We start from the raw sequence: 22,559 nt of genomic DNA on the forward strand, positions 1-22,559 counted from the left end.
ATCTCTCCAAACTGACGTTCTAGTTAAATTCACTTTATCATAGGAGGTTCTCATAAGGAAATATTGTGGCTTTGGGAAAGGGGTGGGAAGTGAATGAAGCCGCCCCTTTCACAGTGATAGGGCGGATATGCTATAATAACAAAAGTCAATACAGAAGAAAAATACGTCTGAACGTGACGTGATTAAATATAGTAGAGGTGCTGGACATGAAGATATCAACTAAAGGCCGATACGGTTTAACGATTATGATTGAATTAGCAAAACGCCATGGTGAAGGGCCGACTTCACTGAAAACGATCGCACAGCAGCATGAGCTGTCGGAACATTATCTGGAGCAACTGGTCGCTCCACTGCGTAATGGCGGTCTTGTCAGAAGTATCCGGGGGGCGTACGGTGGGTATGTGTTGGGACATGAGCCATCTGAAATTACAGCGGGAGATATTATCCGGATCCTTGAAGGGCCGATCAGCCCTGTAGAAGGAATTGAAGACGAGGAACCGGCAAAGCGTGAGCTATGGATCCGCATTCGTGATGCCGTTAAAGAAGTACTCGATAACACAACGATCGAAGATTTGGCCAGTCATTCAGATGACGGTGAATCCGATGCGTACATGTTCTATATCTAGGAGGTAACGAAAAATGGAAAGAGTGTACCTGGATCATGCTGCAACGTCTCCCATGCATCCTGAAGTAATTGAAGAAATGACTTCAGTGATGAAGGAGTCCTTTGGTAATCCATCGAGCATTCATTCTTTTGGGCGTGCATCACGTCATCTTGTCGACCGTGCACGTACCATCATCGCTCAAAGTATTCATGCAGATTACAATGACATCATTTTTACAAGCGGTGGAACGGAAGCGGATAATTTAGCCATTATCGGTTCTGCCGAGGCGAATAAAGGAAAAGGAAATCATATCATTACCACACAAACTGAGCATCATGCTGTACTGCATGCGTGTGAATTTCTTGAATCCAAAGGGTTTGAGGTGACTTATCTGTCAGTGGACCGTACAGGCAGGATATCGATGGAGGAACTGCAAAGGGAACTTCGGGACGATACCATACTTGTTACGATTATGTTTGGTAATAATGAGGTAGGAACGATCCAGCCGATTAAAGAGATTGGAAAGCTTCTACAAAATCATCAAGCTTACTTTCATACTGATGCTGTACAAGCGTTTGGCTTAACACACATTGACGTCAAGGAGCTTGGAATCGATTTGCTTTCGGTTTCGGGTCATAAAATCAATGGTCCTAAAGGAATTGGGTTTCTTTATTCACACAAAAACGTGGAGGTTCAGCCTGGATTATATGGGGGAGAACAGGAAAGAAAGCGTCGCGCAGGAACAGAAAACGTCCCGGCCATTGTGGGTCTCGGGAAGGCTGTGGAAATTGCTGGAAAAGCTATCGAAGAGAAGAATTCACAGTACTCCCGTTTCAAGGTTTTACTGAAAGAAACGTTAGCCGGAGCCGGCATTGATTTTGAGGAGAACGGATCTCTTGAGTATGGATTGCCCCATGTGCTAAACTTAAGTTTTCCCGGCACGGATGTAGAGTCCATGCTGGTGAATTTGGATATGTCAGGTATTGCTGTATCAAGCGGTTCTGCTTGTACGGCTGGATCTATAGAGCCTTCACATGTACTGGTCGCGATGTTTGGCAAACAGTCAGGGAATTCAAGGAACTCCATCCGCTTCAGCTTTGGTCAGGGGAACACGGAGGAGCAGATTGCCTGGACTGCCCATGAAGTCGTAAAAATCGTGAAGCGATTAACAAATTAAGAAAGTCGTCTGATACGGACGAATGAACGAATAAGGAGGTGGCGTTAGTGAAAAAAGAACCAAAGGATACGAGAGTGGTCGTTGGGATGTCTGGTGGAGTAGATTCTTCTGTGGCCGCATTATTATTAAAGCAACAAGGCTATGAAGTCATCGGGATTTTCATGAAAAACTGGGATGACACCGATGAAAATGGGGTTTGTACCGCAACAGAAGATTACAACGATGTGATTCGGGTATGTAACCAAATTGGTATTCCTTACTACGCTGTGAATTTTGAAAAACAATACTGGGATAAAGTGTTTACGTATTTTCTGGATGAATATAAAGCGGGAAGAACACCAAACCCGGATGTGATGTGTAATAAAGAAATTAAGTTCAAAGCCTTCCTTGATCATGCACTGAAACTTGGTGCAGATTATCTGGCAACGGGCCACTATGCACAGGTGGAATATCGTGATGGGGAATATAAGATGCTCCGCGGTGTCGACAACAATAAAGATCAAACGTACTTCCTCAATCAGTTAGGACAGGATCAACTTGAAAAAGTGATGTTCCCCCTAGGAGGCATCGACAAGAAAAAGGTGAGGGAAATTGCGAAGGAAGCGGGCCTTGCGACTGCTACCAAGAAAGACAGTACGGGGATTTGCTTCATAGGTGAACGCAACTTCAAAGATTTCTTAAGCAATTACTTACCTGCCCAACCGGGAACGATGGAAACATTAGACGGTAAAGTGATGGGAAAACACGATGGATTGATGTACTATACGATCGGGCAACGCCATGGCCTGGGTATAGGTGGAGCCGGTGATCCTTGGTTTGCCATCGGTAAGGACCTTGAAAGAAACGTGCTCTTTGTAGGTCAAAGCTTTGAGCATCCTGCCCTTTATTCAGATTCCATTCTCGCTACCGATGTCCACTGGACCTCAAATGGAGAGAAACCGGCTGAATTCGCCTGTACGGCAAAGTTCCGTTACCGTCAGGATGATAACAACGTAACGGTTATTCCATTAGAAGATGGTAAGGTGAAAGTCATTTTTGATGAACCTATCCGTGCTGTCACACCAGGACAAGCGGTTGTTTTCTACAACGGTGATGAGTGTCTGGGTGGAGGAACGATTGATACCATTTATAAAGACGAGAAGAAACTTACGTATGTAGGTTAAGGCTGAACACAAAAAAGGACTGAGAAGAAGAGATGTACCACCTCTCTTCTCTCAGTCCTTTTTTCATCATTGATGTATATCAATATCGAGAGTACCTTATGTTATACTAGAAACGATAAATATCAATACTCAACTGGCATACATAAATCATAACAATATAGAGGTGTTTGAATTGGATAAGAATTTAAAAGGAATCGAGTTATTACAAGAAGGAAAAGTAGAAGAGGCTGTGAAGCTTTTTACTGAAGCCATCGAAGAAAACCCTAAGGATCCTGTCGGATATATTAATTTCGGGAACGTATTAATGTCGGTTGGAGACAATGAAAAGGCGAAGAAGTTTTTCGAACGGGCAATCTCGATCGACGAGAATGCGGGGGCAGCCTACTATTCCCTGGGGAACCTGTACTTTAATGAAAATAACTTTGATGAAGCTAAGGATCAGTTTGAGAAAGCTGTTTCGAAAGGAATGGAAAATGCCGACGTTTATTTTATGCTTGGAGTCAGCTTGTTCCAATTAGAGCAGCCGAAGCTCTCACTTCCTTACTTACAACGAAGTGTCGAACTGAATGAAGAGGACATAGAGGCGCGCTTCCAGTTAGGTCTATGCTTGGCGAAGGTCGAAGCATACGAAGAAGCCATTGCGCAATTATCTCAAGTAGTGGAAGCAGATCCAACTCATGCAGATGCTTACTATAACTTAGGGGTTGCCTATGCAGGACATAAGGATGATGCAGATATGGCACTGATGTATTTCAACAAAGCAATCGAAGTTCAACCAGATCATATGCTGGCGGGCTATGGCATCAAGATGATCGAAAAGCTAAAAAATGAACAAAGTGAATAGTTAGGGGGTTCACTGATTTGAGCCAGCAAGATTCTTTAAAGCTGTTTGGTGAGGAAGAAATCTATATAAAAGGAAGGCACCTTGTCACCATTTTTCATAATGAGGAAAATCTTTATACCGTGGTCCGGATCCGGGTGGACGAAACGAATGATTCTTATGAAGACAAAGAAGCAGTCGTAACCGGGAATTTTCCCAAGATACATGAAGATGAGACCTATGTGTTTTACGGGAGGTTTCAAGAGCACCCAAAGTTTGGCATGCAGTTTCATGCGAAGCATTTCAAGAAAGAAATCCCACAAACCACACAAGGTGTCGTCCATTATTTATCAAGTGATTTATTTAAAGGAATCGGGAAGAAAACAGCTGAGAAGATAGTGGAGCACATCGGGGAAAATGCCATCACCAAAATACTCGAAAATCCAAGCCTCCTGGATGAAATTCCAAAGCTTCCAAAGGAAAAGGCGAAAAGTATTTATGATACGCTTTCCGAGCATCAAGGCTTGGAGCGGGTCATGATCATGCTGAATGATCTGGGGTTTGGACCCCAAATTTCCATGAAGGTCTATCAGGCCTATAAAGAGCAGGCACTTGAAATCATTCAAAGTAACCCCTATAAGCTCGTGGAAGATATTGAAGGAATCGGCTTTACCCGGGCCGATGAGATCGGGTCTAAGATCGGTTTGACAGGCAGTCATCCTGACCGGATCAAAGCAGGCTGTTTATACACCCTTGAGCAAACATGTGTGAAGCAGGGACATGTGTATCTCGAAGCAGAAGAGCTCATTGTAACGGTGAAGGAGCTCCTTGAGAAAAGTCAGCCTGAAAAGGTCGATTACACTGAAATATCCAGTCAACTGGTTTCCTTGGAGGAAGAGAGTAAAGTCATTGGAGAAGGCACAAAAGTGTATGTTCCTTCTCTCTACTTCTCTGAAAAAGGGATTGTGACAAACATTGAAAAGATTATGTCTCAAACCCAATACAAAGACCAATTCCCTCAATCCGAATTTCTTCTGTCACTTGGAGCACTCGAGGACCGGCTGGGGGTACAATACGCACCTTCCCAAAAAGAAGCCATCGAAACAGCGTTAATGTCCCCCATGCTCCTGTTGACCGGAGGACCTGGTACCGGTAAGACGACCGTCATTCAGGGGATTGTGGAGCTGTTTGCTGATCTTCATGGCTGCTCCTTGGATCCCAAGGATTACAAAGATGAACCCTTCCCTGTCTTGCTGACAGCCCCGACTGGTCGAGCGGCTAAGCGCATGACAGAATCCACGGGCCTCCCTGCCATGACCATTCACCGTCTTTTAGGCTGGAACGGTCAAGAAGGGTTTCAGAGTGATGAAGAACGGGCGATTGAAGGAAAGTTGTTAATTGTGGATGAAGTGTCCATGGTTGACACATGGCTTGCCCATCAATTATTGAAGGCCCTGCCTGAGGATATTCAAGTGATATTTGTCGGGGATGAAGATCAATTACCGTCTGTCGGTCCCGGCCAGGTACTAAAGGACCTATTGAAGTCGGAAGTGGTGCCAACAGTCAGGTTAACGGATATTTATAGACAGGAAGAGGGCTCTTCCATTATTGAGCTTGCTCACTATATGAAAAGGGGAAAGGTTCCTCAAGATCTGACCAAACAGCAAAAGGATCGATCCTTCTTCCCATGCAGAACGAATCAAATATCCGAAGTCGTTCAAAAAATCGTTGAGAACGCGAAGAAAAAAGGGTACTCCCCAAAGGATATCCAGGTCCTTGCTCCTATGTATCGTGGCCCTGCAGGTATCGATCGGTTGAATGAACTCCTTCAGGAAATCTTCAACAGCAATGACGGTACCCGGAAAGAAATTGCCTTTGGAGATGTGAAGTATCGTATTGGGGATAAGGTGCTTCAGCTGGTCAATCAGCCTGAAAGCAATGTTTTCAACGGGGATATCGGTGAAATCGTCTCGATCTTTTATGCAAAGGAAAACACCGAGAAGCAAGATATGATCATTGTTTCATATGAAGGAAATGAGGTCACCTATACAAGGCAGGATCTCACGCAAATTACCCATGCATATTGCTGCTCGATCCATAAGTCACAAGGAAGTGAGTTTCCCATTGTGATTTTACCTGTCGTGAAAAGCTATTATCGCATGCTGAGAAGAAATCTTCTATACACGGCCATCACCAGGAGCAAGCAATTCCTCATTCTTTGTGGAGAGCTTGATGCTTTTACCCTTGGAGTGGAGAGAGAAGATGATTTTCTCCGCAAAACCACCCTGAGCGAAAAACTGAAAGGTTTAAGCGCTGCTGAAGAGAACACAGCAGGCTCTCCTGATGAAGGCTTACCCATTGAAGAAACCCTGCTGAATGAGGATCCAATGATTGGAATGGAAGGCATCAGCCCCTATGATTTCATGAAAGCATAAGGTCAACGAATGAATATTTCTCCTGTAGAAACCATTCATTCGTTGACCTTTTTCTATTGGTTTACTGTCTCTAATAATAACGATTAATGTTAACTTGAAGTAAATTAAAGTTGACATATATTTGTTGAAAGCGATATCCTTATCTTGTAGAAAAATGAGAGATGGGGGAAGACAGATGAACAGAAAATTAAGGACAATCGATCTTACACTGGCAGGGATGTTTGTGGCACTTATGGCGATTGGTGCCAACATCACGACATTCGTACCTTTTATGGTAGTGGGCGGTGTTCCCATTACGTTACAAACATTCTTCGCCATTTTAGCAGGAGCGATCCTTGGCAGCAGGATCGGGGCGATTTCCATGATAGTGTACGCATTGGTGGGACTCGTGGGTGTTCCTGTATTTGCACGATTTGGAGCAGGGTTATCTTCTATTGTGAGTCCGACATTCGGGTTCATCGTATCATTTATTTTCACAGCTTACATTACAGGAAAAATCGTAGAAAAACATAAAGGAGTCAAGGTATACATTTTCGCGGCACTAGTCGGGATGACTGTCAATTACGTGGTCGGAACGAACTGGATGTATGCAGCGTACAAGCTTTGGGCTGCAGCTCCTGAAGGATTCACCTATAAACTTGCCTGGGCCTGGATGGTGGTTCCTTTACCGAAGGATATCATATTAGCCGTTTGTGCTGGAATGATGGCTCATCGCCTGGAGAAATCGGTCCTATCGAAGAGTACATTTAAGAATATAAAAAGAGCGGCTTAAAAAGGGAGGGATTTCACATGAGAACGTGGAAGGAACTGGCACTTGGAGTGATCGAGGGAGAAGAAATCACAAATGAAGAAGCTTTATCGATTTTACAAAGTCCGGATGACGAGCTTCTGGAATTATTGCATAGCGCTTATTTGATTCGTAAGCATTATTATGGGAACAAAGTGAAATTAAATATGATCATCAATACGAAATCAGGGTTATGCCCTGAAAACTGCGGCTATTGTTCACAGTCCATTGTTTCAAATGCTCCGATCGAGAAATATCGAATGGTGGATAAAGAGACCATTCTAAAAGGAGCTGAAAATGCTCATCAGCTAAATGTGGGAACATATTGTATTGTGGCGAGTGGAAGAGGCCCGAGCAATCGGGAAGTCGATCATGTGGTTTCAGCAGTAAAGGAAATCAAAGAGCAATATAATTTAAAAGTATGTGCATGTTTAGGCTTACTAAAAGACGATCAGGCGAAACGGCTAAAAGAAGCAGGCGTGGACCGTTATAACCATAACATCAATACTTCAGAGAACCATCACGAAAACATCACCACTTCCCATACATATGAAGACAGGGTGAATACCGTTGAACAAGCGAAAGCACAAGGGATTTCTCCCTGTTCCGGAATCATAGTCGGCATGAAAGAGACATTGCAGGATGTGGTTGATATGTCCCGCAGTTTAAAGGTGCTGGATGCCGACTCCATTCCCGTGAACTTCTTGCATGCTATAGATGGTACACCTCTTGAAGGAACAAACGACCTCGATCCGAGATATTGTTTGAAGGTTCTTTGTTTAATGCGTTTCATCAACCCGACTAAAGAGATCCGGATTTCAGGGGGCCGGGAAGTGAATCTTCGCAGTTTACAGCCACTGGGACTTTATCCGGCCAACTCGATTTTCGTTGGTGATTACTTAACGACAGCCGGCCAGGAAGGCACAGCAGACCACCAAATGCTTGAAGATCTGGGGTTTGAGGTTGATTATGTGAAGGAAGTAAGGGAGCAGGCCACATCATGAAAATCGAATAAGTAAATTTAGGTGGGTGCTTTGGAAAAGGTTACTCCTTATGAAATCAAGAAAATATCCCACACTATATAAGAACGGTGATTAAACATCGTTTGGGCTGATATTCTCATTGAACAAGTATAAAACGGGCTCGGATTGGTCATGATGGTAGGGAATACACACCAGGTTTGGTGTAATAGAGGTGAACCTTACCGATGAAGTGTCCAAATTGTCAGAGCAAAGATATCGGAAAGATCGGCATCAACCAATATTATTGTTGGGGTTGCTATATAGAGCTTTCCTTGTCAAAGGGAGTCATTCATACTCATCAAGTGGAAGAGGATGGATCACTGAGCTCCTTAGACGACTTGTTTGATGAGGAAGAACGCCGACTAAGCTAGGAAGAGGTGTCTTTCTTGAACAAAACATTTGCATCCATCGTTGGTTTTGGAGCAGGAATTGCGGCTTCCATCTATTCACAAAGATCCAATATGATGAACCAAAGACAAATGAAACGAATTCGTAAACAAGTAAAGAAACTTTTTTAACAGCTAAAAAGGCTGACTTTCGGGTCAGTCTTTTTTTTATGTTTACACCTGAATGAATAAAACACCCTTCTATCTTCGAAGAATAGAGAAGAGAAGGAGGTGTTGATGATGGAAAAGAGACCCTATGCCAAATGGTTGTACCGACTTTCAATTGCCCTTATTCTTGCTTTATTCCTATATATTCTCTATTTATTAAAGCCTGTATGGCATCCGGTCCTCGAAGTATTGTTTTTTTCGCTCCTGCCTTTCTTGATAGGGGGCTTCATTGCCTACTTGCTTCATCCTATAGTAGAAAAAATCCATGAGGCGGGCATTCATAGAGGAATAGCCATCATGCTCATCTACATCCTATTCTTCGGAGGATTGGGATACGCGGTCTATAAGGGAACTCCGATCATCATACATCAGCTGAAAGATTTATCAGAGAATGCGCCACTATTTACAAAACAGTACCAGAGGTGGCTGGACTATGTACAAAGTGAGACCTCCACTTGGCCTGACGGAATACAATCTCAATTAGAGGAAAGAATCGACGGGGTCGAAGCCTGGTTGACGGGACTGGTGGCAGTCGTTCTGGCTACTGTCATGAAGTTTATGAACAGCCTGCTGCTTGTTGCGATCATTCCCTTCGTGTCCTTTTATTTATTAAAGGATATTACGAAAGTGAAAAAATTTCTGTGGCAGCTTACTCCTAAAAAATGGAGGAACAGCGCTATTTCATTCTCAAAGGATGTGGATGAATCGCTGGGAGGCTATATCCGGGGACAGCTTTTAGTATGTTTGATCATTGGGGGACTTTCAGCATTGACGCTCTGGTTGATTGGTATGAAGTATCCCCTGATCCTCGGATTGATCATTGGAGTAACCAATGTAATCCCCTATTTCGGACCGATTATCGGAGCCGTTCCAGCAGCCATCGTGGCAAGTACGATTTCCGTCAATATGATGATATATGTCGTCATCATGGTCGTCATTCTTCAATTTCTGGAGGGGAATATCTTATCACCCCTCATTGTCGGAAAAAGCCTTCATATGCATCCACTGTTTATTATGGCTGCCCTTATCATTGGCGGTGAAGTAGGGGGTGTGATCGGCATGATTGTGGCAGTACCTTTTTTAGCTGTGGTAAAAGTAGCGATTTTACATGGACGAACCCATTTCATTCATACAGCAGGGGAAGATTAACTGGAAAAATAACAATCAACATTGACAAATACAGTGAATATTTCTATAATCCAACATATACAAGTATTCGTATAAAATGAAAGCTATGAAGGACCGAGTAGGTTATAGCCCATCTACCAGAGAGGAATCCCCCAGGCTGCAAGGGATTTCAGATGAAGGATAACCGAATGCTAATCCTGAGTGCAGGTAAAGCCTGCCGTCTATCCGCGTTAAGGTGTTTTGAGGGATGAATATAAGAAAAGCGGAAGGGCTTTCCTTTATTCATAACCAGGGTGGTACCGCGAGAAACAGCTCTCGTCCCTGTTTTAGGGATGAGGGCTTTTTTGTATTCTTTTTTAACCATACATAATCATTAAAGGAGGAAGTTTCAAGTGAACAAATTAACAGGCGCAGAAATTCGTCAGAAGTTTTTAGATTTCTTTCAGGAAAAAGGACATGGGGTGGAACCAAGTGCACCATTAGTCCCACATGAGGATCCGTCCCTTTTATGGATCAATAGTGGGGTAGCGACATTAAAGAAATATTTCGATGGACGTGTCATCCCTCAAAATCCTAGGATCGTGAATGCCCAAAAGTCGATTCGTACAAATGATATTGAAAACGTAGGGAAAACTGCACGCCATCACACGTTTTTCGAAATGCTTGGAAACTTCTCGATCGGAGAATATTTTAAAGTAGAAGCGATTGAATGGGCTTGGGAGTTCTTAACGGATAAAAAATGGGTCGGCTTTGATCCTGAATACCTATCTGTTACCATTCATCCTGAAGATCACGAAGCATTTGACATCTGGAACAAACAAGTTGGCGTACCAGCTGAACGGATCATTCGCATCGAAGGGAACTTCTGGGATATCGGGGAAGGTCCAAGTGGCCCGAATACAGAAATCTTCTACGATCGTGGGCCGGAATACGGGGACAATCCTGAAGACCCTGAATTATATCCGGGTGGAGAGAATGATCGTTACCTTGAGGTATGGAATCTTGTGTTCTCACAATTCAATCATAACCCTGATGGAACGTACACTCCGCTCCCTAAGAAGAATATCGATACCGGTATGGGACTTGAACGTATGGCATGTGTCGTACAAGAAGTACCGACAAACTTTGATACCGATTTATTCATTCCAATTATAAAGGCGACAGAAGAAATTTCCGGTAAGTCTTACGGAACAGACAGTGACCTCGACGTAGCGTTCAAGGTCATCGCCGATCATATCAGAACGGTTTCCTTTGCCATCGGTGACGGAGCTCTTCCATCCAATGAAGGCCGCGGCTATGTATTAAGAAGACTGCTTCGCCGTGCGGTTCGATTTGCGAAACAAATCGAAATCAACCGTCCATTCATGTATGAATTGGTCCCGGTTGTTTCTGAAATCATGGTGGATTTCTATCCGGAAGTGAAACAAAAAGCGGAATTCATCCAAAAAGTAGTGAAAAATGAAGAAGATCGCTTCCACGAAACATTGAACGAGGGGCTTGCAATTCTTTCTTCCATCATCAAGGTACAAAAATCTGCAGGTAATAAGATCGTTCCAGGTGAGGATGTCTTCCGTTTGTATGATACGTACGGCTTCCCGGTTGAGTTAACGGAAGAATATGCAGAAGAAGAAGGATTAACAGTGGATCATGAAGGTTTTGATAAAGAGATGGAAGCCCAGCGTGAAAGAGCGAGATCGGCTCGCCAGGATGTAGGAAGCATGCAGGTGCAGGGCGGAGTCCTTAGTGACATCACGGTAGAAAGTCGCTTCGTAGGGTATGACACTCTAGAAACGACTGCTACTATTCTTGAACTGCTGGTTGACAATGAGCGTCAGCCTAAAGTAGATAAAGGACAGGAATGTCAATTCATTCTGGACCAGACACCTTTCTACGCAGAGAGCGGCGGACAAATCGGCGATAAAGGGTACATTGAAGCTATGGGTGTGAAAGTGTTGGTGACAAACGTCAAGAAAGCGCCTAATGGCCAAAACCTTCACTCTGCCATCGTTGAAGAGGGTACGTTAGAGCAGCATGCACAGGTGCTGGCTAAAGTGTCCCGTGAATCCAGAACAAGAGTGGAGAAAAATCACACAGCTACTCACATCCTTCATCAGACATTGAAAGATGTTCTCGGAGATCATGTAAACCAGGCAGGTTCTTTAGTGGAACCAGATCGTCTGCGATTCGACTTCTCTCATTTCGGTTCTGTTTCCCAGGAAGAGATTGAGCGAATCGAAACCATCGTCAATGAGAAGGTTTGGAAGGCTATTTCAGTGAACACAGCCCTTAAATCCTTATCAGAGGCTAAAGCGATGGGTGCCATGGCTTTATTCGGAGAAAAATACGGCGAAGAAGTTCGTGTCGTATCGATTGGAGAATATAGTTTAGAGCTATGTGGTGGTTGTCATGTATCGAACACGTCTGAAATCGGGTTATTTAAGATTCTGTCTGAAAGCGGGATTGGAGCAGGTACGAGAAGGATTGAAGCTGTTACAGCAGAGAATGCTTATAAAGTGTTGAATGAACAGGTTTCTCAACTGAAGGAAGTAGCAGGCAAACTTAAAGCGAATCCTAAAGAAGTCATCAATCGCGTTGACTCTTTATTAGTAGAAATGAAAGAGCTTCAAAGAGAAAATGAATCATTATCCGCAAAGTTGTCTAACATAGAAGCAGGTAGCTTAACGGATCAAGTCAAAGTCATTGACGGGGTGAATGTTCTATCCGCGAAAGTGGCTGCTGGAGATAGCAATGGATTGCGTACCATGATGGATGATCTTAAACTGAAATTGGGCTCCGGGGTTATTGTATTGGCAACAACTGGGGACGATAAAGTTACGATCATTGCAGGAGTTACGAAGGACTTAGTCGAAAAAGGATATCATGCTGGAAAACTTGTTAAAGAAGTAGCTTCACGCTGTGGTGGAGGAGGCGGTGGCCGTCCGGACATGGCTCAAGCCGGGGGTAAACACCCGGAAAAAGTTGAAGAAGCACTGCAAATTGTAGAAGAATGGGTCAAATCCATTTAACTCCTTGTGAAAGTGGTGTACAATGTAGGTAACGATTAACAATTCGGTTGTCAAAAAGACAAGCCTAAAGAGAGGTGCTAAAAATGAGTTCTTTTGACAAAACGATGCGGTTTGATTTTTCAGAGGAGCCGTTCGAGCATGACGTGAGGGAAGTTCTCCTGCAGGTTCATGATGCTCTTCAAGAAAAAGGGTACAACCCGATCAATCAAATCGTAGGGTACTTATTATCTGGAGATCCTGCTTACATTCCCAGACATCAAGACGCCAGAAATATCATCCGCCGTTTAGAACGTGATGAGATCATCGAAGAATTAGTCAAATCGTATTTGAAACAGCACAAAGAGGGATAATACATGCGTGTAATGGGTTTAGATGTCGGCTCTAAAACAGTGGGAGTCGCAATTAGCGATGAGCTTGGTTGGACCGCTCAAGGAATTGAAACGATTAAGATTGACGAAGATCAAGGTGTGTTCCGGATCGACAGATTAAAGGAACTTGCCGAAGAGTACCAGGTGGATACAGTTGTAGTCGGATTGCCTAAAAACATGAACAACTCCATTGGTCCCCGGGGAGAAGCGTCTAAAGCTTATGGAGATTTAATTCAGCAAGAGTTATCCCTTCCCGTTAAATACTGGGATGAACGACTGAGTACGATGGCTGCGGAACGAGTCCTTTTAGAAGCCGATGTAAGTAGGAAGAAACGGAAGAAAGTAATCGATAAAATGGCTGCGATGATGATCCTTCAAGGATATCTTGATAGCCAAAAATAATGAGGTGAATGTTCATGGAACACGGAGAAAAACAAATTACAGTAGTTGACGAACAAGGAAATGAACAATTATGCGAGGTTCTTTTCACGTTTGAATCAGATAAATTCAATAAATCATATGTCCTATACTATCCACTGGGAGCAGATGAGAACGACGAAGAAGAAATCGAAATTCACGCTTCTGCTTTCCTTCCGGGAGACGAAGGACAAGAAGGCGAATTAAAGCCGATTGAAACAGAAGAAGAGTGGGACATGATCGAAGAAATGTTAAACACTTTCTTAGACGAAGAAGAAGAAGACGCAGAATAAGCAGTAAGCTATAGTTTCATACAGAACAGGGACCGCAAAAAGGGACAAAAAATTCACCTTTTTGCAGGTCCCTGTTTCACTTTGTGCAAAATATTGTATAATAGTGGAGATGATGTCGAATTACGTTTGACGGATATCCCGCTTTTTTGCTCGAAAGGGGGAAATATAGCTTTGGATAAAAAGAAAAACATAAAAGAAACACTTATGAAAAAACTGCTGGAAAGACAAGAGGAGGCAAAGGTCATTAGAAAAATAGTAGGACTTGTCATTCTTTGTCTTGTCATTATTATTGGAGGAACGGCCATTGGTGGATACCTTTATGTGAATTCAGCATTAAAACCCGTCGATCCGGACAATACGAAACCAGTAAAAGTCGAAATACCCATAGGCTCTGGAGTGACATCCATCGGGAACATTCTCGAGGAAGAAGGAATCGTTAAGAATTCTACGATTTTTAAATACTATGTCAAATTCAACAATGAATCCGGTTTTCAGGCAGGTTCTTATGACTTGACACCTTCCATGACATTAAATGAAATTGTGAATAGCTTAAAAACAGGGAAGGTAATGAGAAAAGCAGAATTCAAGATTACCATACCCGAGGGACTGCAATTAGACCAAATCGCTGAGCTTATTGCTGATAAGTCCCCATACAAAAAAGACGAAATTGAAGAAAAATTAAAAGATAAGAAATGGCTCGAGCAATTAAAACAGGAATATCCGGCATTGATAACTGATGAAATATTAAAGGATGGTATTAAACGTCCGTTGGAAGGATACCTCTATCCTGCGACGTACCCTTTCTATGAGAAAAAGCCTTCTTTAGAAGCCATCTTAACGAAGATGATTGCCCAAACGAATGAAGTCCTCGCTCAATATGAGGGAGCGATGGCAGATAGGGAATACACGGCTCATGAGCTTCTTACGTTATCTTCCCTCATTGAAGAAGAAGCAACAGAAAAAGCAGACAGAGGGAAAATCTCAAGTGTTTTCTATAATCGTATGGAAGAAGGTATGCCTCTTCAAACCGATCCTACGGTGCTTTATGCACTAGGTCAACATAAAAAAAGAACCGTCTACAAAGATCTGGAAGTGGATTCACCTTATAACACATATCAAGTGAAGGGGTTACCACCCGGCCCGATCGCGAATGCCGGTGTCTCTTCGATTGAAGCGGCTTTAGAACCAGAGGATACAGAATATTACTATTTCCTGGCTTCTTCCAATGGATCCGTTTATTATTCTGAAACATTAGAAGAACATAACGAGAAAAAGGCGAAGTATATTACAAACAAAGAAGAATAGCCTGGTGAGAAGAGGAAAGAAATATTCGCTTTCCTCTTCTCTATGTGATAAAATAGTACAAGTTATTTTTATATACGGGCGATATCTTTATGAAGATGTGTGTGAAGTAGAAAGCTCATTGTAGCTTTCTTCTTTTCATGTTGTCTAAAGAATGGATCGTTTCCCGAGACCACTTTTGAACATGATCGTGAGGCTTATTTATGAACGAACAGGTTATTCACTATATAGAATCAATCGTGAAAGAACGTCCCCCTCTACTTGCTGAGATGGAGCAATATGCAGAAGCTCATAATGTTCCGATTATGGAGCTGGTAGGGATTGAAGCATTGCTGGGGATGTTACGTATACAACAACCGAAACGCATCTTGGAAATCGGGACTGCCATTGGCTATTCCGCTCTCAGGATGGCGGAGGCTCTTCCCCACTCGACGATCGTCACTCTTGAACGGGACGAAGAAAGGTTCGACGCAGCTCAGAGCTTTCTGTCTCGTTCAGAGGACCGTAAGAGGATCGTAACTTTATTCGGTGATGCCTTGGAGCTCGGCGAAGAAGTAGAAAAGCACGGCCCTTTTGATGCGATATTTATCGATGCTGCCAAGGGACAATACCTTAAATTCTTTGAACTCTACTCTGAAATGCTGTCAGAAGAAGGGGTCGTCTACTCGGATAATGTCTTGTTTAAGGGACTTGTCGCCCAAGAAGAAGTAGAACAGAAAAGAATTCGGAACATGGTGAAAAAATTAAAGAATTATAATGAATGGCTCATGAATCATGGGCAATTTGATACGAGTATTTTACCCGTTGGAGACGGTATTGCCATCAGTAAAAAAAGAGGTGATCGCTCATGAAAAAACCAGAATTACTCGTGACCCCTGTCTCTGTTTGTGATATTGAACCGTTGGCATTGGCGGGAGCGGATGCGTTTATGGTTGGTGAACAAAGGTATGGCTTAAGGCTTGCAGGAGAGTTTTCAAGAGAAGATGTAGCCGAAGCGATCAAAGCGGCCCACAAACTTGGTAAAAAAGTGTATGTCGCCATGAACGCCCTTTTCCATAATGATAAAATTTCTGAACTTGACGACTATATTGCCTTTCTAAAAGACGCCGGTGCGGATGCGATCGTGTTCGGTGACCCTGCTGTGTTAATGGCTGCCCGTGAAGTGGCGCCGGATATGCCTCTTCATTGGAACACGGAAACGACCGCCACCAATTGGTATACATGTAATTATTGGGGCAGAAAAGGGGCGAAACGCGCTGTTCTGGCCCGGGAATTAAGCATGGATACCATCGTGGAGATGAAAGAAAATGCTGAGGTTGAAATCGAGGTCCAGGTCCACGGAATGACCTGCATGTTCCAATCAAAACGCTCATTACTAGGTAATTATTTTGAGTATAGAGGCAAGGCGATGGAGATTGAAAACCGTAAAGAACAACGTAATATGTTCCTGCACGATGAAGAACGTCATAATAAATACCCAATCTATGAAGATGAGAACGGCACCCATATTATGAGTCCGAATGATATGTGCATCGTCGATGAACTGGGTGAAATGATCGAAGCCGGCATTGATTCTTTCAAAATCGATGGGGTCCGGAAATCATCAGAATATATATTGGAAGTAACGAAACTATATCGTAAAGCCATTGATCTATATATAGAAGACGAAGATCAATATGACGAGAAAAAAGACGGATTTTTGGAAGAAGCGAAGAGCCTGCAACCTGAAAATCGTCCATTGGATACTGGATTTTTCTTTAAAGAAACGGTGTATTAAGAACGAAATGAAGATAGATCAGAACGGAGGAGTTACGATGACCACGGTTGTGAAAAAACCCATATCCAAGATAGTAGATGGAAGACGTGTCATTGTGAAGAAACCTGAGTTACTGGCTCCTGCCGGTAATCTGGAGAAATTGAAGATCGCTGTCCATTACGGTGCAGATGCAGTCTATATTGGCGGACAGGAATACGGCCTGCGCTCAAACGCCGGGAATTTCACCCTCGAACAAATGAAAGAGGGTGTGGAGTTTGCGAGAGGTTATGGCGCCAAAATTTATGTAACAACCAACATCTATGCCCATAATGAGAATATGGATGGTCTCGGAGACTACCTGCGTGGACTTCAGGAAGCGGGAGTTGCGGGAATTATTGTCGCTGACCCACTCATCATTGAAACATGCAGGAGGGTCGCACCAAAAGTGGAGGTGCATTTAAGTACCCAGCAGTCCCTTTCAAACTGGAAAGCGGTTCAGTTCTGGAAGGAAGAAGGACTCGATCGAGTGGTATTGGCACGTGAAGCAAGCGGCGACGAAATCCGTGAAATGAAAGAAAAGGTGGATATTGAAATCGAGACCTTTATCCATGGGGCAATGTGCATTGCCTACTCCGGCCGCTGCACATTAAGTAACCATATGACCGCCCGTGACTCAAATCGTGGCGGGTGCTGTCAATCATGTCGTTGGGATTACGACTTATATGAAGCGGACGGAGGGAATGAGAATCCTCTTTACGAAAACGGTGATGCTCCTTTTGCCATGAGTCCGAAAGATTTAAAGCTGGTTGAATCCATTCCGAGAATGATTGAATTGGGCATTGACAGCCTGAAAATCGAGGGACGTATGAAGTCCATTCACTACGTAGCCACTGTCGTAAGCGTATACCGTAAAGTGATTGACGAATACTGTAAAGATCCCGATAATTTTACGATTCAGCAACAATGGCTCGAAGAACTCGATAAATGTGCGAACCGTGATACAGCTCCAGCATTTTTTGAGGGAGTGCCAGGCTTCAAGGAGCAAATGTTTGGTGTTCATAATAAGAAAAACACAAATTATGAATTTGTCGGACTTGTGTTAGATTACGACGAAGAAACGCAAATCGTCACCCTGCAACAGAGAAACCATTTCAAAACAGGACAAGAAGTAGAATTTTTCGGTCCTGAAATCTCAAACTTTACGCAAGTTGTCGAGAAGATGTGGGATGAAAAAGGAAATGAGCTTGATGTTGCACGTCACCCATTACAAATTGTGAAATTCAAGGTTCATCAGAGAGTATATCCTGATAACATGATGCGAAAGGAGAACACCTAATACTTATGAAGCATAAACCCGTTGTGATTGGTGTAGCAGGAGGATCCGGCTCAGGTAAAACAAGTGTTACCAAAGCCATTTATGAGCAATTTCAAGGTCATTCGATTTTAATGCTGCAGCAGGATTATTATTATAAAGATCAATCGAATCTACCTTTTGAGGAACGTCTGAAAACGAATTATGATCATCCATTGGCCTTTGATAATGATCTATTGATTCAACATCTTCACGGTCTTTTAGATCATCAACCCGTAAATAAACCGGTATATGATTATAAAATGCATACCCGTTCTGACGATACGATTCTAGTTGAACCGAAAGATGTTATTATTTTAGAAGGAATTTTAGTATTAGAAGATGAAAGATTGCGTAACTTAATGGATATTAAGCTATATGTAGATACAGATGCCGATCTTCGCATCATCAGAAGAATGCTTCGCGATATTAAAGAGCGGGGTCGTTCCATTGATTCCGTCATTGATCAATACATTACAGTTGTTCGTCCTATGCATAATCAATTTATCGAACCGACGAAGCGATATGCTGACGTGATCATTCCTGAAGGTGGTCATAATCACGTAGCAATCGATTTAATGGTAACAAAAATTCAAACTATTCTTGAACAAAAGTCATTTTTGTAATACGATAGCATAGATAAAGACATATAGGTAGATTTTACATTTTCCCACATTGTAAAGAAGCAGGGAATGGAGAGAGAATGAATTCTCTCTCCATTCCCTACCTTTACATAGTTAACAAAGGAACATTTACATAAAGAGTATGGGGAACTCTTAGATAGAAGAAGGAGTGAAGAGGGTCATGAGTACAGATAAAGTATTTCCGATGACAGCAGAAGGTAAAGAGAAGTTAGAAAAAGAACTGGAGAATTTGAAAACGGTTAAACGTAAAGAAGTCGTTGAGCGTATTAAAATCGCCCGAAGCTTTGGAGATTTATCCGAGAACTCAGAGTATGACGCAGCGAAAGATGAACAAGCATTTGTTGAAGGTCGTATTTCTACTTTAGAAAACATGATTCGCAATGCGAAAATCATTCAAGAAGATGATATGAACTCAGATACAGTACAATTAGGGAAAAAAGTAACGTTTGTTGAACTGCCGGACGGAGATAAAGAAACATACACAATCGTCGGTAGTGCAGAAGCGGATCCATTTGAAGGGAAAATTTCAAATGATTCACCAATCGCGAAGAGCCTTCTGGGACATAAAGTAGGCGCGAAAGTAAGCGTTCAAACTCCAGGTGGAGAAATGAGTGTGAAGATTGTAGAAGTAAGCTGATCATGTAGAAGAGACTCATTATCGAGTCTCTTCTTTTTTTATGGTGCGAATAAGATTATTTCACATAAAACTCGTCAACAATGGGGACGAGGTGACAAAATGAAACGAAAACGAATCAGGTTACTCAGTATCTTTTTATTACTTGCCCTTTTTGCGCTGGCAGGTAGACTGATGCAATTGCAATTATTTCAAACAGAATCCTATTCGAAACATCAAATCAATCTTCTGGAAGAAAGTGTCTCTCAACGAACGCAACAATTGGTGATCGATGAAGGTCGGGGAGAGTTTCTCGATCGGAACGGGGAACCACTTACGTATGCGGAGAAAAATGTTCTTGTTCTTTTTCCTTTCCTGAAGAAAATGGACTGGCCAGCAGAAAAAGTGGCAGATATACTCCATGTGCCACCTCAAACCATCCTATCTAAGCTTGCGGAAGCGAAAGGACCCATCATCTTTGGCGGAAAAGAGCCGTTACAGCTGACGGAAAGCCAAATGAGTGACATTAATGGCCTTGAAATCCAGGGAGTATTTGCGCTGACAAAAAAGTTCAAAAGTACTCAAGTTCCTGCTTCACAACTGATCGGAGTAACAGGAGAAAATACAGAGGTCTTTCATAAGCGGTATCCGGATAAAGTAAAAGGAGCGAATCAGAAAATTGGCGTGTCCGGCCTTCAAGAAAGCTTTGACGAGTGGCTGGTCGCAGAGGAAGAAGCAAAGCTGATCTATCATGTGGATGCTATCGGTGGTCCGCTATTCGGTGTAGACGTGAAGTATCTGGCCCCTGCCAATCCCTTCTACCCCCTTAATGTGAAAACGACAATCGATGCCAGGATGCAGAAAGCATTGGAAGAGGTCGCCGATACGTATAACATTCAAAAGGGAGGATTACTGCTCCTTGATATTGAAAAGAGTGAAATCGTTGCCAGTGTATCAAGACCTTCCATGAAAAGCCGTGACCCGTTTAGTGGAGGGGCAACGAATTACATGCTGAAAGCGTTGATTCCCGGATCCGTGTTTAAGACCGTGGTTGCCGCTGCAGCCATGGACGAAGGAATGGTGGATGAAAGCAGGCTGTTTGCATGTGATGAAGGCATCAGGGGGGCTCCAGCCGAAAAGCCACACGGTAATATCAATATTAAGACGAGTCTTGCCGTCAGCTGTAACCGAACGTTTGCGGATTTGGCGAATGAACTAACGGAAAAGGATGATCATCTTCTGGATGAATATGCTGAAAAGGTTGGGCTGCTCGGGGATATTGCCTGGAAAGGAAACGTCTTTCATTATGAAAGTTTTCCTCAGCTTCAAGTAAGCGCTGGAAGAATCTTTACCTCAGAGACAGACAGAGAGGATCCGAATCTTGTTTCCTTAACAGGTATCGGACAAAAAGAAGTTCGAGTCACCCCCCTTGGCATGGCCAATATGATGGCCACCATCGCGAGGGGAGGGGAAAAATATCAGGTAAGTGCCGTATCGGCAGTCGAGTATCAAAATGGAACGAAGATGTTTTCCTTCCCTAAACAGGAGGCTAAGGGTGAGACGATCACTCCTTATACGGCCATGAAGCTTCAGCAGTATTTAAGAGGAGTGGTGAACTCCCCAGAGGGAACAGCCCCATACCTGCAAACAGCTGCCTACACCATTGCCGGTAAAACGGGAACGGCCCAGACAGGGAATTATCGTGGAGAAGAAACGAAGGAAAATGAATTGTACAATAAATGGTTCGCAGGATATTTCCCTTTTGAAAATCCTAAATACTCCCTCGTTGCCGTCAACATGGACGTGAAAATAAATGAAGGCGGCATTTATCCGATATTCAAAGATAGTGTGGATGCCATTTATAATCTAGAGAATGATTAACCAAGATGTACAATGGTCCTGCGACCTTTTTCCCTTTCTTATGAAAGTAACTGAAACGAGCTGGGCTGGATAATGTTTCGCTTTATTCTTTTCCTCTAGTCATGTTAAAATGTTTAGGATAATAGGGAGGGAACGTAATGGCGAAATACCAATCTCGATTAGATAAACGATCCAAGAAGAATTCAAATAAAATACTGAACATTATGATTGCAGTCGTACTTTTATTGATTGTCGTTGTCGGAGCCACAATAGTGATGGGAGGCGGCGATGAGAAGGCATCATCTAACGCTGCTGATACAGAAACAAAGAATACTGAAACAAAAGATTCAGACAAAAGCAATAAGAATGCTGAAAAAGACGATAAATCTGTTTCTTTAGATGAGAATAAGAAATCTGAGGAAAAAGAAAATGAAGATAAAAAAGACGAAGAAAAGAAAAGCGATGAAGAAAATCAAAAAGACAAAGCTTCTGATGAAGAGGACACTGTTAAATTAGAAGGTGAAGAACAAAGCGAATTAAAAGTGGAAGATAGTGACGAACCCAATGTGAAGAAAACCATGGTGCATCCTAACTGGAAGCCGATTGGTACTGAGCAATCAGGCGAGCACGTATCGTCATATGATATGGGATCTGCCGACTGGCAGGAAAAGGTGAAGGCCACCTCGTATGCAACGGGCATTCCCGAAGAGAATATGACGGTTTGGTTTATCGAAGGAAATGGCGGACCTCAGAAGTCCATGGCTACCGTAACAGCGAAAGATACAAAAACCCCATACAGAGTGTATCTGCAATGGGTGGACGGCAAAGGATGGCAGCCTACCAAAGTACAGGAATTAGTGGAAAATGATAAAGATTAATATGTGATGAAATGAAAAAGGCTTTTCCTAATTAGGAAGAGCCTTTTTTGTATCATTTTTTTACTTTAAAGTGAACCGCCGCGCTATACAATCTTCTGCCATTCTCATCAATGGAAACGGCATGATTTACATGATGAACGCTCAGCATGATCGCTTTATTATGCTGGATTTGTTCATCCACCTTCTTTTCCAACGTTCGTAAGCTATCTGCTTCAAAAAACTCTACTTTATCTTCTATTAAGTCAAATGAAATATTCATATTTTATCCTCCTCGTATATTATGTTTAGGCTCTATTTCAGAGCTCGGGTAATCTTCCATATAAATGAAACTTCTCTTTATTACTTGGACGTCTCAAGATA

At 42.8% G+C, this 22,559-nt stretch carries 23 protein-coding genes and 1 other annotated feature; of the genes, 22 read left to right on the plus strand and 1 reads right to left on the minus strand.

Annotated features, from left to right (window positions below; all coding sequences use genetic code 11):
* Positions 1-206 precede the first annotated feature (206 nt).
* The 22 genes from cymR to DET59_RS19695 all read left to right on the plus strand — a co-directional run bounded on the left by cymR (position 207) and on the right by DET59_RS19695 (position 22,199).
* Entirely contained in the window at positions 207-626 is a 420-nt protein-coding gene (cymR, locus tag DET59_RS19590; RefSeq protein ID WP_044339554.1) for a cysteine metabolism transcriptional regulator CymR, read from the plus strand.
* Positions 627-639: 13 nt separating this feature from the next.
* Positions 640-1,782: a cysteine desulfurase family protein gene (locus tag DET59_RS19595; RefSeq protein ID WP_113971286.1), complete on the plus strand. Its 1,143-nt coding sequence runs from the start codon at positions 640-642 to the stop codon at positions 1,780-1,782.
* Between the two features lie 47 nt (positions 1,783-1,829).
* Positions 1,830-2,945 carry a tRNA 2-thiouridine(34) synthase MnmA gene (gene mnmA, locus DET59_RS19600; RefSeq protein WP_113971287.1) on the plus strand — a complete coding sequence of 372 codons (1,116 nt, stop codon included), beginning with the start codon at positions 1,830-1,832 and terminating at the stop codon, positions 2,943-2,945.
* Positions 2,946-3,117: 172 nt separating this feature from the next.
* Positions 3,118-3,789, plus strand: coding sequence for a tetratricopeptide repeat protein (locus DET59_RS19605; protein WP_113971288.1), 672 nt, complete (start codon positions 3,118-3,120; stop codon positions 3,787-3,789).
* A gap of 17 nt (positions 3,790-3,806) precedes the next feature.
* On the plus strand, positions 3,807-6,200 hold the full coding sequence (gene recD2, locus DET59_RS19610) for an SF1B family DNA helicase RecD2 (protein ID WP_113971289.1): 2,394 nt from the start codon (positions 3,807-3,809) through the stop codon (positions 6,198-6,200).
* 175 nt (positions 6,201-6,375) lie between these two features.
* Positions 6,376-6,972, plus strand: coding sequence for a biotin transporter BioY (locus tag DET59_RS19615; RefSeq protein ID WP_113971290.1), 597 nt, complete (start codon positions 6,376-6,378; stop codon positions 6,970-6,972).
* A gap of 17 nt (positions 6,973-6,989) precedes the next feature.
* A complete protein-coding gene (gene bioB, locus DET59_RS19620) occupies positions 6,990-7,991 on the plus strand; it encodes a biotin synthase BioB (protein WP_113971291.1) in 1,002 nt (333 codons plus the stop codon).
* Between the two features lie 203 nt (positions 7,992-8,194).
* Entirely contained in the window at positions 8,195-8,380 is a 186-nt protein-coding gene (locus DET59_RS19625; RefSeq protein ID WP_034757353.1) for a hypothetical protein, read from the plus strand.
* Positions 8,381-8,386: 6 nt separating this feature from the next.
* Positions 8,387-8,527, plus strand: a complete 141-nt coding sequence (locus tag DET59_RS19630; RefSeq protein ID WP_113971292.1) for a YrzQ family protein — start codon at positions 8,387-8,389, stop codon at positions 8,525-8,527.
* A gap of 108 nt (positions 8,528-8,635) precedes the next feature.
* Positions 8,636-9,712 carry an AI-2E family transporter gene (locus DET59_RS19635; RefSeq protein WP_113971293.1) on the plus strand — a complete coding sequence of 359 codons (1,077 nt, stop codon included), beginning with the start codon at positions 8,636-8,638 and terminating at the stop codon, positions 9,710-9,712.
* A 76-nt stretch (positions 9,713-9,788) separates the two neighbouring features.
* Positions 9,789-10,017: a binding site (T-box leader), on the plus strand.
* Between the two features lie 66 nt (positions 10,018-10,083).
* The gene (gene alaS, locus DET59_RS19640) at positions 10,084-12,717 is read left to right on the plus strand and encodes an alanine--tRNA ligase (protein ID WP_113971294.1); all 2,634 of its coding nucleotides are present in this window, start codon (positions 10,084-10,086) and stop codon (positions 12,715-12,717) included.
* 83 nt (positions 12,718-12,800) lie between these two features.
* Positions 12,801-13,067: an IreB family regulatory phosphoprotein gene (locus tag DET59_RS19645; protein WP_064092452.1), complete on the plus strand. Its 267-nt coding sequence runs from the start codon at positions 12,801-12,803 to the stop codon at positions 13,065-13,067.
* Positions 13,068-13,070: 3 nt separating this feature from the next.
* Entirely contained in the window at positions 13,071-13,487 is a 417-nt protein-coding gene (gene ruvX, locus DET59_RS19650) for a Holliday junction resolvase RuvX (RefSeq protein WP_113971295.1), read from the plus strand.
* A gap of 14 nt (positions 13,488-13,501) precedes the next feature.
* Positions 13,502-13,795 (plus strand): DUF1292 domain-containing protein, encoded by a 294-nt coding sequence (locus DET59_RS19655; protein ID WP_113971296.1) that lies wholly within the window; start codon positions 13,502-13,504, stop codon positions 13,793-13,795.
* Positions 13,796-13,960: 165 nt separating this feature from the next.
* A complete protein-coding gene (gene mltG, locus DET59_RS19660) occupies positions 13,961-15,100 on the plus strand; it encodes an endolytic transglycosylase MltG (protein ID WP_113971305.1) in 1,140 nt (379 codons plus the stop codon).
* Between the two features lie 200 nt (positions 15,101-15,300).
* Positions 15,301-15,948, plus strand: a complete 648-nt coding sequence (locus DET59_RS19665; protein WP_113971297.1) for an O-methyltransferase — start codon at positions 15,301-15,303, stop codon at positions 15,946-15,948.
* Positions 15,945-16,874: a peptidase U32 family protein gene (locus DET59_RS19670; protein WP_113971298.1), complete on the plus strand. Its 930-nt coding sequence runs from the start codon at positions 15,945-15,947 to the stop codon at positions 16,872-16,874. The genes DET59_RS19665 and DET59_RS19670 overlap by 4 nt, the downstream gene beginning before the upstream one ends.
* A gap of 37 nt (positions 16,875-16,911) precedes the next feature.
* The gene (locus DET59_RS19675) at positions 16,912-18,189 is read left to right on the plus strand and encodes a peptidase U32 family protein (RefSeq protein WP_113971299.1); all 1,278 of its coding nucleotides are present in this window, start codon (positions 16,912-16,914) and stop codon (positions 18,187-18,189) included.
* 5 nt (positions 18,190-18,194) lie between these two features.
* Positions 18,195-18,830, plus strand: coding sequence for a uridine kinase (gene udk / locus DET59_RS19680; RefSeq protein WP_044339568.1), 636 nt, complete (start codon positions 18,195-18,197; stop codon positions 18,828-18,830).
* Between the two features lie 178 nt (positions 18,831-19,008).
* Positions 19,009-19,485 (plus strand): transcription elongation factor GreA, encoded by a 477-nt coding sequence (greA, locus tag DET59_RS19685; protein ID WP_113971300.1) that lies wholly within the window; start codon positions 19,009-19,011, stop codon positions 19,483-19,485.
* A 99-nt stretch (positions 19,486-19,584) separates the two neighbouring features.
* Entirely contained in the window at positions 19,585-21,342 is a 1,758-nt protein-coding gene (locus DET59_RS19690) for a peptidoglycan D,D-transpeptidase FtsI family protein (protein ID WP_113971301.1), read from the plus strand.
* A gap of 137 nt (positions 21,343-21,479) precedes the next feature.
* Positions 21,480-22,199, plus strand: coding sequence for a YrrS family protein (locus tag DET59_RS19695; protein ID WP_113971302.1), 720 nt, complete (start codon positions 21,480-21,482; stop codon positions 22,197-22,199).
* A gap of 52 nt (positions 22,200-22,251) precedes the next feature.
* On the opposite strand, the gene DET59_RS19700 is transcribed toward DET59_RS19695, so the two are convergent.
* Positions 22,252-22,458: a DUF2536 family protein gene (locus tag DET59_RS19700; RefSeq protein ID WP_113971303.1), complete on the minus strand. Its 207-nt coding sequence runs from the start codon at positions 22,456-22,458 to the stop codon at positions 22,252-22,254.
* Positions 22,459-22,559 lie beyond the last annotated feature (101 nt).

Origin of the sequence: Rossellomorea aquimaris, from assembly GCF_003315075.1 — a bacterium.
GTDB classification, from domain to species: domain Bacteria; phylum Bacillota; class Bacilli; order Bacillales; family Bacillaceae_B; genus Rossellomorea; species Rossellomorea aquimaris_C.

Excerpts from the sequence above, each read along its gene's own strand:
- greA (WP_113971300.1), top strand. The coding sequence starts at position 19,009 with ATGAGTACAGATAAAGTATTTCCGATGACAGCAGAAGGTAAAGAGAAG.
- DET59_RS19695 (WP_113971302.1), top strand. The coding sequence starts at position 21,480 with ATGGCGAAATACCAATCTCGATTAGATAAACGATCCAAGAAGAATTCA.
- DET59_RS19615 (WP_113971290.1), top strand. The coding sequence starts at position 6,376 with ATGAACAGAAAATTAAGGACAATCGATCTTACACTGGCAGGGATGTTT.
- DET59_RS19700 (WP_113971303.1), bottom strand. The coding sequence starts at position 22,458 with ATGAATATTTCATTTGACTTAATAGAAGATAAAGTAGAGTTTTTTGAA.
- cymR (WP_044339554.1), top strand. The coding sequence starts at position 207 with ATGAAGATATCAACTAAAGGCCGATACGGTTTAACGATTATGATTGAA.
- DET59_RS19690 (WP_113971301.1), top strand. The coding sequence starts at position 19,585 with ATGAAACGAAAACGAATCAGGTTACTCAGTATCTTTTTATTACTTGCC.
- DET59_RS19670 (WP_113971298.1), top strand. The coding sequence starts at position 15,945 with ATGAAAAAACCAGAATTACTCGTGACCCCTGTCTCTGTTTGTGATATT.
- udk (WP_044339568.1), top strand. The coding sequence starts at position 18,195 with ATGAAGCATAAACCCGTTGTGATTGGTGTAGCAGGAGGATCCGGCTCA.
- DET59_RS19595 (WP_113971286.1), top strand. The coding sequence starts at position 640 with ATGGAAAGAGTGTACCTGGATCATGCTGCAACGTCTCCCATGCATCCT.
- DET59_RS19665 (WP_113971297.1), top strand. The coding sequence starts at position 15,301 with ATGAACGAACAGGTTATTCACTATATAGAATCAATCGTGAAAGAACGT.
- DET59_RS19625 (WP_034757353.1), top strand. The coding sequence starts at position 8,195 with ATGAAGTGTCCAAATTGTCAGAGCAAAGATATCGGAAAGATCGGCATC.
- DET59_RS19675 (WP_113971299.1), top strand. The coding sequence starts at position 16,912 with ATGACCACGGTTGTGAAAAAACCCATATCCAAGATAGTAGATGGAAGA.
- bioB (WP_113971291.1), top strand. The coding sequence starts at position 6,990 with ATGAGAACGTGGAAGGAACTGGCACTTGGAGTGATCGAGGGAGAAGAA.
- DET59_RS19645 (WP_064092452.1), top strand. The coding sequence starts at position 12,801 with ATGAGTTCTTTTGACAAAACGATGCGGTTTGATTTTTCAGAGGAGCCG.
- DET59_RS19655 (WP_113971296.1), top strand. The coding sequence starts at position 13,502 with ATGGAACACGGAGAAAAACAAATTACAGTAGTTGACGAACAAGGAAAT.
- DET59_RS19635 (WP_113971293.1), top strand. The coding sequence starts at position 8,636 with ATGGAAAAGAGACCCTATGCCAAATGGTTGTACCGACTTTCAATTGCC.
- ruvX (WP_113971295.1), top strand. The coding sequence starts at position 13,071 with ATGCGTGTAATGGGTTTAGATGTCGGCTCTAAAACAGTGGGAGTCGCA.